General features: G+C 53.1%; 21 protein-coding genes. 18 read left to right on the top strand and 3 right to left on the bottom strand.

Annotation, left to right across the window (positions count from 1 at the left end; translation table 11 throughout):
* Positions 1-87 precede the first annotated feature (87 nt).
* A complete protein-coding gene (gene cysG / locus AC1P02_RS08775) occupies positions 88-1524 on the bottom strand; it encodes a siroheme synthase CysG (RefSeq protein WP_485185028.1) in 1437 nt (478 codons plus the stop codon).
* A 197-nt stretch (positions 1525-1721) separates the two neighbouring features.
* Between cysG and AC1P02_RS08770 the strand changes: the two genes are divergently transcribed.
* Both AC1P02_RS08770 and AC1P02_RS08765 read left to right on the top strand, forming a co-directional pair.
* A complete protein-coding gene (locus AC1P02_RS08770; protein ID WP_005318765.1) occupies positions 1722-2645 on the top strand; it encodes an SPFH domain-containing protein in 924 nt (307 codons plus the stop codon).
* On the top strand, positions 2642-3097 hold the full coding sequence (locus AC1P02_RS08765; RefSeq protein ID WP_059112859.1) for an NfeD family protein: 456 nt from the start codon (positions 2642-2644) through the stop codon (positions 3095-3097). Before AC1P02_RS08770 ends, AC1P02_RS08765 begins: the two co-directional genes overlap by 4 nt.
* A gap of 78 nt (positions 3098-3175) precedes the next feature.
* On the opposite strand, the gene AC1P02_RS08760 is transcribed toward AC1P02_RS08765, so the two are convergent.
* Positions 3176-3586, bottom strand: coding sequence for a CBS domain-containing protein (locus AC1P02_RS08760; protein ID WP_005318762.1), 411 nt, complete (start codon positions 3584-3586; stop codon positions 3176-3178).
* A 154-nt stretch (positions 3587-3740) separates the two neighbouring features.
* Between AC1P02_RS08760 and AC1P02_RS08755 the strand changes: the two genes are divergently transcribed.
* The 5 genes from AC1P02_RS08755 to AC1P02_RS08735 all read left to right on the top strand — a co-directional run bounded on the left by AC1P02_RS08755 (position 3741) and on the right by AC1P02_RS08735 (position 8214).
* Positions 3741-5651 carry an ABC transporter ATP-binding protein gene (locus AC1P02_RS08755; protein ID WP_485185025.1) on the top strand — a complete coding sequence of 637 codons (1911 nt, stop codon included), beginning with the start codon at positions 3741-3743 and terminating at the stop codon, positions 5649-5651.
* Positions 5644-6105, top strand: coding sequence for a DUF2390 domain-containing protein (locus AC1P02_RS08750; protein WP_021140958.1), 462 nt, complete (start codon positions 5644-5646; stop codon positions 6103-6105). The genes AC1P02_RS08755 and AC1P02_RS08750 overlap by 8 nt, the downstream gene beginning before the upstream one ends.
* Positions 6099-6953 carry a 23S rRNA (adenine(2030)-N(6))-methyltransferase RlmJ gene (locus AC1P02_RS08745; protein ID WP_485185023.1) on the top strand — a complete coding sequence of 285 codons (855 nt, stop codon included), beginning with the start codon at positions 6099-6101 and terminating at the stop codon, positions 6951-6953. Before AC1P02_RS08750 ends, AC1P02_RS08745 begins: the two co-directional genes overlap by 7 nt.
* A gap of 195 nt (positions 6954-7148) precedes the next feature.
* Positions 7149-7511, top strand: a complete 363-nt coding sequence (locus tag AC1P02_RS08740; protein ID WP_017413068.1) for a DUF2061 domain-containing protein — start codon at positions 7149-7151, stop codon at positions 7509-7511.
* A 106-nt stretch (positions 7512-7617) separates the two neighbouring features.
* Complete coding sequence (locus AC1P02_RS08735) at positions 7618-8214, top strand: MliC family protein (protein ID WP_485185021.1); 597 nt, start codon at positions 7618-7620, stop codon at positions 8212-8214.
* 40 nt (positions 8215-8254) lie between these two features.
* Here the strand turns inward: AC1P02_RS08735 and AC1P02_RS08730 are convergent, their stop codons facing one another.
* Complete coding sequence (locus AC1P02_RS08730) at positions 8255-9433, bottom strand: retropepsin-like aspartic protease (RefSeq protein ID WP_485185019.1); 1179 nt, start codon at positions 9431-9433, stop codon at positions 8255-8257.
* A 399-nt stretch (positions 9434-9832) separates the two neighbouring features.
* Between AC1P02_RS08730 and AC1P02_RS08725 the strand changes: the two genes are divergently transcribed.
* From AC1P02_RS08725 to AC1P02_RS08675, 11 genes are all read left to right on the top strand, one after another.
* On the top strand, positions 9833-9988 hold the full coding sequence (locus AC1P02_RS08725) for a hypothetical protein (RefSeq protein ID WP_485185017.1): 156 nt from the start codon (positions 9833-9835) through the stop codon (positions 9986-9988).
* 177 nt (positions 9989-10165) lie between these two features.
* Positions 10166-10522 carry a hypothetical protein gene (locus AC1P02_RS08720; RefSeq protein WP_290074168.1) on the top strand — a complete coding sequence of 119 codons (357 nt, stop codon included), beginning with the start codon at positions 10166-10168 and terminating at the stop codon, positions 10520-10522.
* 197 nt (positions 10523-10719) lie between these two features.
* Positions 10720-11100, top strand: a complete 381-nt coding sequence (locus tag AC1P02_RS08715; RefSeq protein WP_485185015.1) for a DUF6896 domain-containing protein — start codon at positions 10720-10722, stop codon at positions 11098-11100.
* Between the two features lie 86 nt (positions 11101-11186).
* Positions 11187-11870, top strand: a complete 684-nt coding sequence (locus AC1P02_RS08710) for a DUF1963 domain-containing protein (RefSeq protein WP_290074170.1) — start codon at positions 11187-11189, stop codon at positions 11868-11870.
* A 716-nt stretch (positions 11871-12586) separates the two neighbouring features.
* Positions 12587-12877 (top strand): 4-fold beta flower protein, encoded by a 291-nt coding sequence (locus tag AC1P02_RS08705; protein WP_485185012.1) that lies wholly within the window; start codon positions 12587-12589, stop codon positions 12875-12877.
* A gap of 57 nt (positions 12878-12934) precedes the next feature.
* Positions 12935-13246, top strand: coding sequence for a CPCC family cysteine-rich protein (locus AC1P02_RS08700; protein WP_485185010.1), 312 nt, complete (start codon positions 12935-12937; stop codon positions 13244-13246).
* A gap of 182 nt (positions 13247-13428) precedes the next feature.
* On the top strand, positions 13429-13863 hold the full coding sequence (locus tag AC1P02_RS08695; protein ID WP_290074174.1) for a GNAT family N-acetyltransferase: 435 nt from the start codon (positions 13429-13431) through the stop codon (positions 13861-13863).
* 450 nt (positions 13864-14313) lie between these two features.
* The gene (locus tag AC1P02_RS08690; RefSeq protein ID WP_485185008.1) at positions 14314-14742 is read left to right on the top strand and encodes a VOC family protein; all 429 of its coding nucleotides are present in this window, start codon (positions 14314-14316) and stop codon (positions 14740-14742) included.
* A gap of 295 nt (positions 14743-15037) precedes the next feature.
* Positions 15038-15721, top strand: a complete 684-nt coding sequence (locus AC1P02_RS08685) for an HNH endonuclease (protein WP_485185006.1) — start codon at positions 15038-15040, stop codon at positions 15719-15721.
* 132 nt (positions 15722-15853) lie between these two features.
* The gene (locus AC1P02_RS08680; RefSeq protein ID WP_485185004.1) at positions 15854-16612 is read left to right on the top strand and encodes a DUF3800 domain-containing protein; all 759 of its coding nucleotides are present in this window, start codon (positions 15854-15856) and stop codon (positions 16610-16612) included.
* A gap of 395 nt (positions 16613-17007) precedes the next feature.
* Positions 17008-17466, top strand: a complete 459-nt coding sequence (locus tag AC1P02_RS08675; RefSeq protein ID WP_485185002.1) for a hypothetical protein — start codon at positions 17008-17010, stop codon at positions 17464-17466.
* Positions 17467-17475: the final 9 nt, after the last annotated feature.

Raw genomic sequence — 17475 nt, 5'->3', positions numbered from 1 at the left:
CTGGTCATTACTAACGCGCATGGTCAGGGCGCGGGGTGGTTCAGTGCGCGGCCACACCGGCAGCCGCATCAAATATGTTTTTCTGGGTCAGGCCAACTGCACCAGCTTGAGGTCGCAGCCATCGAGATCTGGGTTAGCACGCAGCTGCTCGCCACTCTTTTCCCCAAACCAGGCCAGCTGTTTGCGCAGGGAGACCACTTCACCGATGACGATGAGGGACGGGCTCACTGCCTGCTGGGCCAGCACAGCCAACTCAGCCAGGGTGCCGGTCAGCACGCGCTGACGGGCCGTGGTGCCCCGCTCTATGATGGCGATGGGGGTTTGACTGCTACGGCCATGGCTCACCAGTTGCTGCTGGATATGTTCGGAGCGCATCAGCCCCATGTAGATAACCAGGGTCTGCTGAGTCATGGCGAGCTGCTGCCAGTCGGGTTCCTTGCCCTCTTTCTGGCAGTGGCCGGTAATAAAGACGGCACTCTGAGCGTGGTCGCGGTGGGTAAGCGGGATACCGGCATAAGCGGTGGCGCCAGCGGCGGCCGTGATGCCGGGCACCACGGAGAAGGGGATCCCCTCTGCCGCCAGCACCTCCAGCTCCTCGCCGCCACGGCCAAACATGAAGGGATCACCGCCCTTGAGGCGCACCACACGATTGCCCGCCCTGGCGTACTCCACCAAGAGGCGGTTGGTCTCTTCCTGGGGCACGCTGTGGGCACCGGCCTTCTTGCCGACCGAGACCAGGGTGGCATCACGGCGCACCAGATCCAGGATCTCCGGGGAGACCAGCTGGTCATAGAGCACCACTTCCGCCTGCTGAATTTGTTGCAGCGCCTTGAGGGTCAACAGACCTGGATCGCCTGGGCCCGCACCGACCAGGACCACCTCACCCACCTCGCTCTGGGCCTTGTCGAGCCCGTCATTGAGCCAGGTTTCGGCACTCTGCCAATCCTGCTTTTCGATAAGCCCGGCCAGGGTGTTGGAGGCAAATGCCCGCTCCCAGAAGCGGCGACGATCAGAAATGGATGAGAGCACCAGCTTGGCCTTGTCACGCACCCGACCGGAGAGCTCGGTGAGCCCCCCCAGGTGGCGGGGCAGCAGACTCTCGAGTCGCTCGCGCAACAGACGCACCAGGACGGGGGCCTTGCCACCGCTGGAAACGGCGACCATCAGGGGCGAGCGATCTATGATGGAGGGAAAGATGAAACTGGAGCGTTTGGGGTCATCCACCACATTGACGAACAGACCCAGCTGGTTGGCGCTCTGATAGACCAGGGCGTTGACTTCGAGATTGTCGGTGGCGGCAACCACCAGCAGCTGACCGGCCAGGTGCGCCGGGGTGAAGCGCTCGACCAGATGGGTAAAACGGCCGGTAAATTCGGCGAATTCGGGTTCAATCTCGGGGGAGACCAGGGTCAGCCTTGCGCCTGCTGCCAGCAGCAGACGAGCCTTGCGCAGGGCCACCTCGCCCCCGCCTACCAGCAAGACGGGGCGGCCTTCCAACCTGGCAAACATAGGTAAATAATCCATTTCGGCCCATCCCTCGGAACACGACTAATATGGGGCGACTATAGGCAGGGCTGCTTATCCCTCAAAATAATAAAAAATGCTTTTTAATGCATTTTAGTAATTAGCAAAGCCATATGATGACAAAGGCGGACGATCATCCTTGTGGTGCTCGGCGCAAGACCATAGGCTAGTGAATGTGTTTCATAAGGAGCTAGATAATGAATGAGTCATTGATTGTGCTAGGGATCTTCGTGTTCCTGGTGATCGTCACCCTGGGTGCCGGCATCAAGATAGTGCCGCAAGGCTACAACTGGACAGTGGAGCGCTTCGGCCGCTACACCCGCACTCTCTCCCCCGGCCTCAACCTGCTTATCCCCTATGTGGATAGAGTCGGTCACAAGATCATCATGATGGAGCAGGTGCTGGACATACCGGCGCAAGAGGTGATCTCCCGCGACAACGCCAACGTCACCATAGACGCCATCAGCTTCGTGCAGGTGGTGGATGCCCGCAAAGCCGCCTACGAGGTCAACGATCTCACCAGCGCCATCCGCAATCTCACCATGACCAATATGCGGACAGTGCTGGGCGCCATGGAGCTGGATGAGATGCTCTCCCAGCGCGACACCATCAACGAGAAGCTGCTGCGTACCATGGATGCCGCCACCGCTCCCTGGGGCATCAAGGTGACCCGGATCGAGATCAAGGATGTACGTCCGCCGCTGGCGCTGGTGGAAGCCATGAACGCCCAGATGAAGGCCGAGCGCCAGAAGCGGGCTGAGGTGCTGGAAGCCGAAGGAGTGCGTCAATCCAAGATCCTCAAAGCCGAGGGAGAGAAGCAGTCCCAGATCCTCAAGGCCGAGGGTGAGCGTCAGGCCGCCTTCCTCGCCGCCGAAGCGCGGGAGCGGGCTGCCGAGGCGGAAGCCAAGGCGACTCACATGGTCTCAAAAGCTATAGCGGAAGGGGATATGCAGGCCATCAACTACTTCGTGGCCCAGAAGTACACGGAAGCCCTGGCCCGTATCGGTGAAGGCCCCAACAGCAAAATCATCATGATGCCGCTGGAAGCGGGCAGCCTGATCGGCTCGATAGCCGGCATGGCCGAGATGTTCAACAAAGATGGCAAGGGTAACAAGTCATGACAGCCCTGCTCGAGGGGCTGACCCACTGGCACTGGCTGGGGCTGGGTTTCATCCTCTTGGCCATAGAGGTGCTGGGGTCGGTAGGCTTTTTGCTCTGGACCGGCATAGCCGCGCTGGAAGTGGGGCTGCTGCTGTTGCTATGGCCCTTCGGCTGGCAGGCGCAGCTGCTGTTGTTTGCGGTGCAATCCCTGCTCACTACCTGGGCCTGGTGGCGCTGGCAGCACAAGCGCGACCGCTCGGGCCGTGATGCGGCCGCCCCCATCAATGAACGGATGCAGGGTTATGTGGGCCGGGAGCTGGTGCTGCTGGATGACGTGGTGCAGGGGCTGAGCCGGGTCCATCTGGATGACACCGTCTGGACGGTGTGCAGCCAGATGCCGCTCACCGCCGGCAGCCGGGTCAAGGTGGTCGGGACCGACTCCCATATCCTGCTGGTGGAACCCCTGCCCTGACCCGAACGCGCTAGCATCGGCTTCACCACACCAAAAAGGGCTCCACGGAGCCCTTTTTCATGAGGATGGCGCGAGCGCTTAGAAAGCGTCGGCGTCGAGGGCCGCGCGCAGCAGATCCTTCCAGCTGATGATGCCGACCAGGGCGCCATTTTCCAGCACCGGCAGGCAGGAGACATTCTTCTCCAGCATGATTTTCACGCCGTCGCGTACCGGCAGGTGGGAGGCGATGGTGACGGGCTGGCGACTCATAATCTGATGGGCCCGCCGATTGAGGGTCTCGGTATCTCGGCTCATTTCGGCCTCGGAATCGAGGTAGGGGCTGATGGCACGGAACAGATCCCTGTCCGAGATGACCCCCACCAGCTCCTCTTCCTCCAGCACCAGCAGGTGACGAAAGTGGGCCTGCTCGAAGATATCCTTGATGACAGTGAGTCTGTCATCCATGGAAACGGTGGCGACCCGGGTCGTCATGATGTCCTTGATAAGCATGCTAACCTCCCGTAACCCGACTGGTTTCTCTGTTATGGCATGTTTTTACCACGCCAGCCAGTCGCCCGTCCTTAGCCCAAGTGCAAATCTGCGTCATTTCACGTAAGATCCGCGCCAGATTTTCTCCTCCATTTTGAGCAAGCAGACCCCACCCATGATAGTTGCCAGTCAAATCGAACTGATCCGCGGCGGCCGCAAGCTGCTGGACAACGCTTCCGCCACCATTCACCCGGGCCACAAGGTGGGCCTGGTGGGTAAAAACGGCTGTGGCAAGTCCACCTTTTTTGCACTGGTACGGGGCGAGCTTGCCATCGACAGCGGCAGCTTCAGCCTGCCCGCCGGCTGGCAGATTGCCGGTGTGGCCCAGGAGACACCGGCGCTGGACTGCTCTGCGCTGGACTACGTGATCGACGGTGACAAGGAGTTCCGCTCACTGGAAGCCCAGCTGGCCCAGGCCGAGCTGGATGACAATGGCCTGCTGGTGGCCGAGTTGCACGGCAAGCTCGATACCATAGGCGCTTACAGCATTCGGGCCCGCGCCGCCGAGCTGCTGCACGGTCTGGGTTTTGGCGACGAGCAACTCGGCTCGCCGGTACGCAGCTTCTCCGGTGGCTGGCGCATGCGTCTGAACCTGGCCCAGGCCCTGCTCTGCCGCTCCGACCTGCTGCTGCTCGATGAACCGACCAACCACCTGGATCTCGATGCCGTCATCTGGCTGGAGAAGTGGCTCAAGGGCTATCAGGGCACACTTGTGCTGATTTCTCACGACCGCGATTTCCTCGACTCAGTCATCAGCCGCATCATCCATATCGAAAACGGCAAGCTCAACGAATACACGGGCGGCTACTCCGACTTCGAACTGCAGCGTGCCGAGCAGCTGGCCCAGCAGCAGTCCATGTACGAGAAGCAGCAGCGGGAGGTGTCCCACATGCAGGCCTATGTGGACCGCTTCCGCTACAAGGCCTCCAAGGCCCGTCAGGCACAGAGCCGACTCAAAGCCATGGAGCGGATGGAGAAACTCCTGCCCGCCCACGCCGATTCCGAGTTCAGTTTCGAGTTTCGCGAGCCGTCGGCTCTGCCGACCCCGCTCATCGCCATGGAGAACCTCAGCGCCGGTTACGGCGACAAGGTGATCCTGGAGAAGATAAAGATGAACCTGGTGCCGGGTTCGCGCATCGGCCTGCTCGGTCGCAACGGCGCCGGCAAGTCCACCTTCATCAAGATGCTGTCGGGCACCAATCCGCCACTGTCAGGCAAGCTGGAAGTGAGCGCGGGCGTCAGCATCGGCTACTTCGCCCAGCATCAGCTCGAAACTCTGCGGCTCGACGATACCCCCCTCGATCACCTGGCCCGCCTCGCGCCGGACAAGTCCGAGCAGGAGCTGCGCAACTATCTGGGCAGCTTTGGTTTTCACGGTGACAAGGCGCTCGACAAAGTGGCCCCCTTCTCCGGCGGCGAAAAGGCACGGCTGGTGCTGGCACTCGTCACCTGGCAAAAACCGAACCTCTTGCTGCTGGATGAACCGACCAACCACCTGGATCTGGAGATGCGCCACGCCCTGACCATGGCGCTGCAAGGCTTCGAGGGTGCCATGGTGGTAGTCTCGCACGACCGTCACCTGCTGCGCACCACCACGGATGACTTCTATCTGGTCCACGGTGGCCGGGTCGAAGCCTTCGACGGCGATCTGGACGACTACCACAAGTGGCTCGGCGAGCAGGAGAAAGAGGCCAACGCCAAGCCCAGCGACGGCGTCATCTCCGCCAACTCGGCGCTGGCACGCAAGGATCAGAAGCGGCGCGAGGCGGAATTCCGCCAGCAGACCCGCCCCCTGCGCCAGAAGCTGGAGAAGCTGGAAGCCAGCATGGCGAAATTGCAGACGCGATTGGCGGCAGTGGAAGAGCAACTGGCCGACCCCGCCATCTATGAAGAGGCGGCCAAGAACAAGCTCTCTGAGCTGCTCAAATCCCAGGGCCCTATCAAGGAAGAGCTGGATGGTGTCGAGCTGGAGTGGATGAGCCTCTCTGAAGAGCTGGAAACCATGGAGCAGACCTTCCTTGCATGATGACCCGCTGATAGCGACCGAGCGGGTCGCCGTACACGAATTGCCGACGCCCATCGGCTTCTGGCACTGGAGCGGCAAGGTCTATGGCGAGCGCAGCCAGGACTGGCTCACGGTGCAGGCACAAGGGGGCAACGTCAACCTGGCCCTGCTGCTGCATCGACTGGATCAGACAGGCATAACCGTCGACCTGACCGATCTGCAGCCGGCACTGGTACAGACAGAAGCGGTATTGGCCCCCTGGCGCGCCCTGCGCCAGAACGCCAAATCGCGACTCGATGAGCAGGAATACCAGGCCATGCTGGCCCATGAGCTGGAGCTGGAGCGCTTGCAACAAGGGGTCCTGCTGCAGACACTGCGCGGCCTCACCCTGTTTCGCGGCAAGGGCCGCAATCTGTTGAACTATTTATCGTTACTGGGTGCCCAGCAGGGCCCCCTCAGAGATCTGACATGCTGAGTTATCGCCACGCTTTTCACGCCGGCAACCATGCCGACGTCCTGAAACATGCCGTTCAGGCCCTGATCATCGAGTCCCTCAAGAAGAAGGATAAGCCCTTCATTGTGCTGGACACCCATGCCGGCGGCGGTCTCTACGACCTGCGCGGCGACTGGTCCCAGAAGAAGGCCGAGTATGCCGACGGCATAGGCCGGTTGTGGGATGAGCGGACCCAATGGCCCGCCATGGCCCCCTATCTTGGCGTCATCGACGAGATGAATCAGGGCGGGGAACTGCACTACTACCCGGGCTCCCCCGAGCTGTCGCGCCGCCTCGCCCGCGAGCAGGACAAGCTGGCCCTGATGGAGCTGCACAACAACGAGGTGGAAGACCTGCGCGCCAACATGGGCTATGACCCCAGAGTTGTCGTGCACCACCGTGACGGCTTCGAAGGGCTGGTAGCCCTGCTGCCACCGACCCCACGCCGCGGGCTTGTGCTGATCGACCCCCCCTATGAGCTCAAAGAAGATTACTTCGCCGTGGTCGATACCCTGAAAAAAGCGCAGAAGCGCTGGGCCACCGGCATCTACGCCCTTTGGTATCCGATCCTGGGGCAAGAGGCGGACAAATCCCGCGACATGCTGCGCGCCATCAAGCGGGAAAACTTCGGTAACGTCTTGGTAGCCGAGCTGGAAGTCGCCGGTCAGACCGCCGCCTGGGGCATGAACGGCTCCGGCATGCTCATTATCAGCCCACCCTGGATGCTGGACGAGCAGATAGAAGCCTTCCTCAAACCCTTGTGCGCCAAGCTGGCCCAGGGGGTTGGCGCCAAGTACAAGGTGGAATGGTTAAGCAAAACGGAAGCCTGAGGCCAGCCCTGAGATTTGAAACAAAAAGCCCCTTTCGGGGCTTTTTGTCATTCCGGGCCGGGATATTCATGACTGGGCGACTGGCAGAGCCATCACCCTTGATAGGTTCTCCCTATCCAACTATTAGATGAGAATAGTTTTCATTTAATGCAGTTGTGGCGGATACTGCTGTCATCACCAGAGGGAGTCACCATCATGAAAAAGACCATCAGCTTTGCCATCTTGCACTTCGGTGTCGCCTTTACCGTGGCTTACCTGCTGACCGGTGAGCTGCTGACCGCCAGCCTGATCGCCCTGATAGAGCCCGCCGTCAACACGGTCGCCTTCTACTTTCATGATCTGGGCTGGCACAAGTTCAAACCCAGTCACAGCCTGCAGGCCAAGACCAGCAGCTTCGCCCTGGTACACTTCAGCGTGGCGTTTGCCGTCGCCTTCCTGCTGAGCGGCGAGCTGCTCACCGGCGGCGTGATGGCCATCATAGAGCCCGCAATCAACACAGTTGTCTTCTTCTTCCACGAGCGGCTGTGGCGCGCCCGCCAGCAACTGGCGCTGGCCTGAAGCCCTTGCCTTGTTCGGGGCCGCCCGGCGCAAAAAGCGCTCGGCGGCCCCGTCTCATTGTGTTCTAGTAGCCGGGTATCCCACTCTTTTTGCTGGAGTCTTTCCGATGAACAAGATGCTGCTTGGCCCTCTTCTCTTTGCCCCTCTGCTGGCCTGTGCTGCCACCCCTTCCTTTGATTGTGCCAAGGCAGCAGGCGCGGCCGAAACCCTGATCTGCAAGGATGCCGCGCTGGCGGCGCTGGATAACGAGCTGGCCACCCTCTATCCCAAGGCGCTCGCCAACCTCTCCCCCGAACAGCTCAAAACGGAGAAGGCCATGCAGCGCGGCTGGATCAAGGGTCGCAACGACTGCTGGAAGGCCAAGGATCTGCGCCAATGCGTAGAGGAGAACTACCAGCAGCGGATCACTGAGTTGCAGATAAAAGGTGGTCAGCTGATGGTCACGACGCCGGTCGATTACAAGTGCGGCAACAAGGTCACTCTCTCCACCTACTTCTATAACGATGCCAAGCTGCCCGCCGCCGTGATCAACCTGAGCGAAAGGGATAGCCAGCAACAAGTGCTCGCCTATGAAGTGCCCAGCACCAGTGGTGCCCGTTACGAAGGCCAGAACCTCAGCCTCTTCACCAAAGGGGACGACGCCAGCCTGGAGCGTTACGGCCAGCCGGCGCTCAACTGCACAGTGATCCCAGCCAAGGGTTAATCCCGTCCCGGGGCCGATCAGATTGCCGGCCCCTTATTGATTAGATGGCGATATCCAGAGCCTTGCCTTCCCTGATAACCCGCATCTTGAGCGATCCCGGCTTGCTGATATTGAGCAGTTCGCGCACCTTGTCGATCTCGAGAGGGAGATATGCTACCCCGTTGACCCGCTCTATGAGATCACCGTTCTTCAGGCCGTAGGGGGTCAGCGCCTGCTCATCGTTGTAATAGATCTGCAGATGCTGACCATCAAAGCGCACCGCTATATTGCGCAGGAAGGGCGATAATTGCCGCGCCAGGCTGCCTGCGTCGTAGCAGATCATCATGCGCCCCGGGATGATCGCAAAACGCTTGAAGCGGTTCACAAAGTCCAGGCCAAGGGCATACTTGTCGTTGCCATTTTCCGACACCCGCAACTGGCCGAGCGGGCGTTCGTCAAACTGAAGATCCGTGAGGATATGTTCACTTGCCGCCTGCATACCGCTCGCATCAGCCCCTTTTCGCGGGCTCGCACCTGCACCAAGCAGCGCCTGCTTGTCGGCCATAAAGTCGATAAAAGCCCGATCGACATAGCTCTGATCGGCCCCGGTATCGAGGTACATTCGCACGCTGCTCTCGCCGTGAGTCAGGTAGATAGTCGGTGAGCGGTTGTAGCTGTCTTCATATCCGATACAACGCTCGAACCCGGCTGCCGACGGTGCCCTCAGCGAAGCGCTGATCTGATGCTGCTCGTTATCAAACACCCAGTTGAAGCGCCGTATGGTATCAATCCCGAGTACACCATCGATGCGGGTACCGATGGACTGGGAGAAGAGCTCAAAATCCATGGTTCCCCACAGATCGCTGTCATCTATGGTGACCGACCCCACCAAGAAGGGGACCGGCTGCACGAATCCAAGCTGATCACTGCCCACTTGACCCGATACGCTGGCCACATTGGCAAAGTCGGCCTGATAGGCCTGGGGCAGTTCGCTTAAGCTGAACGCCTTGAATCGACTGGCAAGGCGGCGATCAATCACAGTGATGCTGGCGCCGGTATCGAGCAGAAATTGGTACTGCTCACCGGCTATGGTGACGGGTATCAGGGGAGCACTTTCGTAATGAACAGCCAGTACTGGCGCGGATGGGGCTGCCGTGGCGGACGAGTCAGGGTCGCTGCAGCCCTGGACGGCGGAGAGGATCAATATGGCCAGTGCCATTGCGTTGAACTGCAATGTCATAACACTCCTTTACGATAGCGAATGCGCTGCCCCCACCACGGCATCACAGAACACTATCTTGTTGATTTATAGATAAATAAACTATCTTCACCGGTGATGGTGACAATAACAAAGAGTTTTATGCTGACTCAAGCTTATTATGACCACGAATCCTCTACGGCTATCCGTCAGGAGAGGTCATCCACCGCCTCCCGGCTAGCCACAGTTCACCTTGGCCTGTCGATTAATTTATTGATCTTGCACAGAAATCCGACATCTTGTCCTTCCCCTCTGCACTACCGCCGCTAGTATACTCGATTGGCAACACTCGCCTCGTCGGAGTCTCCCCCATGAGCCCTGCCAGCCAAATCCCTTTGGTCAATCGCAGCAAGCTGGAAGCTGAAATCCAGTGCGGTAGCCATGCCGGCATTTGCCATGGTCAAGATCAAGGTCAAGGTCAAGGTCAAGGTCAAGGTCAAGGTCAAGGTCAAGGTCAAGGTCAAGGTCAAGGTCAAGGTCAAGGTCAAGGTCAAGGTCAAGGTCAAGGTCACACTGATTTTCTATACAGTCGTATAGGTTGTGCAAAAAGAAGAGGTCAAGCGAATATACTCAGCTTCAGAGGCTGGAAGGTAAGCCATTGATTTAAAACATTATTTATAACACACTGAATCAAGGTGAAGCGGAGTTAGATAGAAGGCGGTATTAATGTGTTAGTACCGCCCTCCATCTAATTACTGTTAAATTGGGCACGAAATGGAAGTAGCAGAAAATTTTAGAACTGAATTGGCTCTTGCTTTAGATCTTCTTGCTGAAGACGAGTGGGCTATAACAAAAGCTAGAGAAAGAACTATTGATAAAATTGAGCAGCCTCATATTGCTTTTGAGTCAATCGTTCCAGTGTTGAATCTAGCTATTGAACAACAAGACGAATACGCTTTTATGTCATGTTGTTGGCTCGCTTTACAACTTGCACAAAAAGCTAATACAACTGAATTTCCAATTAATCTATCAGAGATCCTAAAATCACTTACATTATTTTCTGCCAGGTTCTCACCTGCAGCTTTAAATGAAGTTAACGCAGTCGAAAAGTGGTTTCGCATAAATATCTAGGCATTAAATAATATTTTTATGTTAGTAGCTATTAGGTAGCTAAAGAGCAAAAAATTTAACAAGGTGTTGCAGTATCAGTCGCTTCGCTCCTTGGACAGTTTGTAAGTTGTGCTTTTGTGGTTTTGCTTCGCAAAAGGATTCCACAATGCGCAACTTACAAACTGCCGCTGAACTTGGCGTTATGCATTAAGGATGTCATGAGTATTAATCCAATCAAAGCAGCGATTCCATTATGGTATGCCCAAATGAGTTGGGCTAAGGAGCTAATTCGGTTTGGATTCGGACTATCGAAAGCAGAAGACATTCTTTCTAGAGAAAATCGTGGCTGCAAATTGGTGCCAGGAACAACTTGGTATATTCGCACTCATGGCATCGGTGTAGATGTTTTTAAAACTCCTGATGTTGGAGGTATCGATTTTGATTTTGACAAACCCGACCCAGACCCATGGCGTATGCAGCTCTTTGTTGAGAGACAAGTCAATGATGGAAACTTGCCCTATGAGAACTATCGTGAATTACTTGATGATGAAGAGCTAATGAAAAAAGCCATTTCTGAGGCATTGTCACAAAGTGCATAACAAACGCCAGCACACCGCGCCTTCAGCGCTCGACTCGCAACAAGTTGCTCGCGTGTGTGGCGGGCGTTATGTGCTCCGGGAACGTTATGGAAGAGATTAGAGAGAAACTGAAGCGGCCGGCCATCGTCTTCGAGATCGGCGGGTTCAAGGCATCCGATGACCCATTAGAAAGCTGGTTCGGAAAAGTAAACGTCTGCTCCCCGTGGGAAGTGTGGCCATACATGGATGGCGCTCCGATGCGAGCGCTTTGCCAGATCAATCTAGCCAACCTACCTTTTCGCCCGTCGGGGCTGACAAACATCGAGTTCATTACACTGTTTATCGGCCCAAAAGAACTTCCCTCGAATGCGCCCAACGGACAAAACTGGTGCCTCAGGACATACCAATCGCTGTCTGCGCTAGTTCCTATTGGCCAGCCCGATACGAAATCGATGGTCAAGGCGTTTCCGATGCGGCCTCGAGTAGTGGAAGAGGACTTCCCGTGCTGGGAAGGCCTACCATTTGATATTCCTGAGAGCGTTCAAGACAACTATGAAGATTTGTTTTCGAACGTGTCTGGCTTAAAGCTTGGCGGGTGGCCGACACTGATCCAATCGGAGATATTCTGGGCTCCTTGGAATCAGCATCCGGCGGCTCCGGAGTACGTATTTCAAGTTGACTCCGAACCGAAAGCTAATTGGAACTGGGGCGATGGTGGGGTTGGCTATTTTGGTCGAGGAACTGCCAAAGGCAAAGAAGACGATTGGGCGTGCGAGTGGCAATGTTACTAAGTCCGCACATAACCAGGCGCTCCAAGCGACGGTCAAAAGGCTGTCGCCTTTCGCTTGAGCTTAGTCGTTATGCCGTATTTATGCCGTATGAATAGAGGACAAGCGAAGTGAACGTGAGCCAGCCAGCGGAGATGCCTTTCACTAGGGAGGCCGCGATTCAAATGCTGAAGTGGGGAGCGATGCCCGAGTCGTCTCCTTACTCTCATAAGGCAATCGCGGAGTGGTGTGATCGGTTTTGGTGCCAGTACCTTGAGGTCGATGCGGAGCCTGAAATTGAGAAGCTACTTCCGATCCTCACCGATGTCGAAACACAGTGGGACTTGTACTTGGCCAATACCTATTCAATTGACGAATTAAGATCCGGTAATTTTGAGCAAGTGCGGATTCCGACGGAGTGGTTCCATGAATGGCTGAGCCAAGCGGAATAACCCTTCATCGCAGTGGAACTGCGCTAGCTGGCCCACTGAATTCAAACGTTATACGATTAGGAGTAAAAGTTGAACCAAATACCCGCTTCAACTAAGTGGACGTTAGATGCCAAAAATTGGGACACCCACAATCTCGATAGCAGACTTGCCTGACAAGGTGGGTGTCCTCTGTCAGTCGAGTACTTCCTAAAAACATAACAATTGGTTCAAACCGTTCGCTTCGCTCACTGGGACGGGCTAAAGCCTGCCCCTTAACCAAACATTATGTGAGTAAAAAGGAGAATTAGAATGGCTAGATGGCTTTTCAATTCAAGAGGTCAGGGAGTTGCTTTTGTTGTCGGCGACAACGTTTTCACAAAGAATAGTAAGTTTTTGGGAAAACTCGAAGGTAACGAGATTTGGAACAGTTCTTATGTTGCTTCAATCATCGACGATGAGAGAATTGCTGTAAAAACAATGAAACTAATGGGTTTAAAAGGCCAGCCTAGTTTGCCGGGTCTTCCAGGCCTACCCGGATTGCCAGGGCTAAAGGGCTCAAGGCTATTTCCTGCAGGGTATAAAGACTTGGATATAAAATAACAAGCAAAGGCAGCGGATGAACCGCTGCTTTGAGCGTTATGCATCATGGAGAGACTGTTGAGATATACCTGTCCTTGCTGTGGCTATAAGACTTTGGATGAACCTGCTATAGGTACGTTCGATATTTGTGAGCTTTGTGACTGGGAAGATGACTTGGTGCAAAACTCAGACCCTGATTATGAAGGCGGGGCTAATGGCATCTGCTTACGTGAAGCACAACATTATTTTATAAATAAAGCTATAGATCCCCAAGAATTTATTAAAGATTCTGCTTGGCAGATATTAGAACCACTATCAAAAGAATCACACTCAAAAATCTGCAAAACAAATCTTACCGTTAATAGTAACGGCGAAGTAAAAAATGCATAAACAGAAACTAACGATTCATCTGTTCATAAAGACTGGTTTTATGCGTTTTTTATACGGCTAAATATTACATTGACCCAGAGCGCAAGAGGCATAACAAATGGTTAAAATCGCTCGCTGTGCTCGCTGGGGCGGGATAAATACCACCCCTTAACCAAACGTTATTTGCAACCAGAGGAAAAGGCATGGATGTACAGCTTAAAGTATGTCGCGATCCCTTATTTGCAGAGTCTTTAACCAAGACAAATATGGCAAGTTATTACCAAACTCGTGGGATTATCTGGGATCACAATCAGTTTCTAAACAGTTGGGAAGAACTAGATAACTACGAAGTTTACCTAGATAAAACCCGTGTTGGCGTGCTGCGTTTTAGCTATAGTGGTGGTACTACTTTCCTTAGAGACTTTCAAATTTTGCCTGAGTTTCAAGGCCGAGGAATTGGATCTAAGAGTCTTGATTTAGTTGTTGAGCATGCTCTCAACTGCCAATCCCATAAGCTAGTTCTGCGTGTGTTTAGTGAAAATCCAGCGATCAATCTGTATGAGTTCAAAGGATTCGTGAGAACATCTGAAGTAAAAGGGTTGGTTGAAATGGAGATCCCTTTAAGTTTAAGCACATAATAAAGCGTTCAAGAGGGATTCGTGCCGCGTGGCATTTTTGGTATGCGGCGAGTTTTGTGGTGAAAGTGGTCTGCGGAAAGTAGGTTTGTGCTGCACTCACCCCTTAAAGCGGCGTTATACGATTAGGAGTAAAAGTTGAACCAAATACCCGCTTCAACTAAGTGGACGTTAGATGCCAAAAATTGGGACACCCACCATCTCGATAGTAGACTTACCTGACAAGGTGGGTGTCCTCTGTCAGTCACCGCTAATATATTCGATTGGCAACACTCGCCTCGTCGGAGTCTCCCCCATGAGCCCTGCCAGCCATTACCCCTTGGTCAAAAGCAGCACACTGGAGGCTGAAATTCAGGGGCGGTAGCCATGCCATCGGCTTGCCAATCCCTGCTGATCACCGCAAGGGGCCGGCAAGCCGCTGACTCGCCCACAACATGTAAAGCAAGGTGGTGTATGGAAACACAAACACTGCATCGCGGTCGGCTGATCGACCATATCCAGCTGGTGGTGAAAGACTTGGCCGCCAGCCAGCGCTTTTACACGGCCGCACTGGCCGCCCTCGATATTCCGCTAGGGGGTACGGGTGACGGCTACTTCTGGGCAGACGAGTTGTTTGTCACAGCTGTCGACAGCCCGGCTGCGCTCGGTGTACTGACCGGCCGCCATCATCTCGCTTTTCAGGCGCAGGACAGGGCCATGGTGGAGGGTTTCTATCAGGCCGCTCTTGCCCATGGCGGCCAGGACAATGGTGCCCCCGGTGAGCGCAATTATCACCCCGGCTACTACGCCGCCTTTGTGCTCGATCCGGACGGCAACAATATCGAAGCGGTTTATCACGGCGAGGCAAAGCGGAGTGCGGGGTCGGTGGAAATTCGGTTTTAGAAATAGAATGGAACGCCAGTGATGTGGACCTCGCCATGGCGCAACGAGGTGACTACGCCTCGCTCAACATAGTGATGTCCTGATTTTCTTATTACTGTGTTTCTACAGTGATAACGGTAAAGCCAAAAGAGGAAATCAGGCAAATACGGACAGGTACAGTACCAAGCCCATAATTATATTATTTTAAATGGATTTTCCGTCACGATGATACAGTCGGTACGAAGTTATACGGAAGGCTCGACTATCGGATTAGTACAGTCTTCCATCTAATCACTGTTAACCCTCACGAAAAACTATGAACCAAGAAGAATTATTTCAACATGAATTGGAGTCTCTCTATCAAGTTGTGGGTAGAGCTACTGGGTATTGGGCTAATTACTATCTTAGGTCTGTAAGAAAAAATGGTGCAGTGGCACATGCGAAGAAAGCGTTGTCAAAAATAGATACGATTCAAGGCGGCTTTCAAACTTTGATAGAAGTTGGACGGCCTGAGTTATCAATGGAGTATTCTGTTCTTAAGCTAGAGTTCAGATCTTTATTCACAAAATCAGATCTCGATGAAGCTCAGCGACGCTTATCAACTGTTCCCGACTATGCATGGCGTAAGAACGTTGAACCAGATAGCAACTTTGCTGGTGAAATAGACAATAATAGTATTTTTACCGAAGGAGCTAAAAAACAAGTTACAGTTAACTTTTATGAACGATGCTTAAAGGCCAGGAAAGCTTGCCTAGATAAGCATGGCTATAGATGTAAAGTATGTAATTTTTCGTTTTTAGAAATTTATGGCGAGATTGGTAAAAATTTCATACATGTACACCACATCAAGCCATTGGCTGGGATTTCAGAAGAGTATAAAATTAAGCCAGCGAAAGACCTTGTGCCAGTTTGCCCTAATTGCCACGCAATGCTTCATACTAAAAGTCCGCCTTTATCAGTAGATGAACTGAAGTTAATACTGACAAAAAGTGAGGGTTAACAAACGCCTCAAGAGGGACGGTCAACGCATGGCGTTTTCAATCCCTTTAAACCGCGGTGGTTACAGTTGTTGAGTTTAGTAGTAATGCGTTGCCAGCCCCTTAGGCGGGCATTATATTTCTAAGGAGCATCAATGGATTTTTTAGTATTTGGAGATGAAAGTGGTACAACAGGTAGTGATCGCTGTTATTCCATCGGTCTGTTGTGTGTCCCTAAAGATAAAATTAACGAGTTCAATGACTATGTATTAAACCTCAAAGCCAAGCGAGGTATTGTTGGTGAACTTAAGTGGTCAAAAATCAAGAATAGTGCAGGACAAGCAAATATTTGCATTGATCTACTGTCAATGGTTTTGCGCAGTTCATGCTGCTTTCATTCTATTGTCGTTGAAAAGTCTATTTACAACAATTGGCTAATAGACCGCGAACTAGCCTTTTACCAAACATATACCTATTTACTCAAGAACACTGCAAAGCTCGTTGGCTCCGAACTAACAGTTTTAATTGACCAAAAATGTGATAAATACAAAAAGCACGACGAGGTCATAGGTATTGTTGCTAATAATATGCTTTCTCAAATAGGTTCTAACAATAATATTAAAAGTGTGGCAATGCATGACTCAAAGATGCACTATGGATTGCAGGTGGTTGATATTCTGACTGGTGCAGTTAATTCGGGGTACATGAAATTTCTCAATCCTAACTTGACGCTTTCACAAGCAAAAGAAGCTGCATTTGTGAAAATGGCAGAAATGTTGGGTTGGGATAAATTGCATTACGATACTTTTCCTAACAAGGATTTCAATATTTGGCACTTTCCTAGTGAAAATAGAGCTGTTCCAGGTACTAAAGAAATCGTAATGAATTTTTGTATTTCACCTGTAAAAGGGTAACCCCCCCATGTTTAGATGCATTCAAAAGTAGAGGTCATCCAGCCCATCGGTTCGAATAGCGCAGCGTATTTGGACAACCGTAAATAATCTACCACCGTATAAGCAAAGTTTAGGAAATCCCCTTGGAGAGCCCCTATCGGCCACCTTGTGGCAATATCTGGCTCGCCGATGCCACCATAAGCTGTATTTATAGTTTTTCAGAATCTGGGACACCCACCATCTCGATAGAAAACTAGCCTAGCAAGGTGGATGCCCAATACTTCAGTTTTTAGTCAACAGATGATGATCGCAATCCCAATGAATCGTGGTGGTTACGGCTGTTGCATTTTAGTTTGGTGGTAGTACCTTGGCAGCCTATTCAATGGGCGTTATGTATTAATCCAACAGGAACAGTGATGAAGTACTCATTAAATTGGAAGCAGCCATTATTCTCAATAAGCAAGCGCTTCTTTATATTTATCACATTGATGTTTGCAGGATTCGCTGCGCTCAGTACATACAAAACGCAACTCAACATGGAGCTGGGTGTCTGGCTCTTTTACCAATATCTGAAAATACTGCTAGCAGCCTTCATTATATTGTTCGTGATGGCGCAAGCGTCCAGGTTATTTTCAGTCGAATTGAGAAGTGAGGATGTTGCTGGTAGAAACCGATTTTTTCGAAAAGTATCCATACCATATGCCGAGATGGTGGGGGTGAGTATGGGAAAATTGCTTATCGTAAATTGCATGGTCATTCGAACCAACAGCCTCAAGCGCATTTACGCCCCTTTTGATCTGGACGGTTTTCAAAATCTTTCGGATAAAATAGATGCCAAGTTAAAGCATCGAAAAACATCAAGGAATGACTCGTAACCTCTGGAA

It is taken from the genome of Aeromonas sp. TS_SC_11, assembly GCF_057318915.1.
Note: the sequence above shows the minus strand (reverse complement) of the source record. Positions and strands in the feature narration are given on the sequence as shown.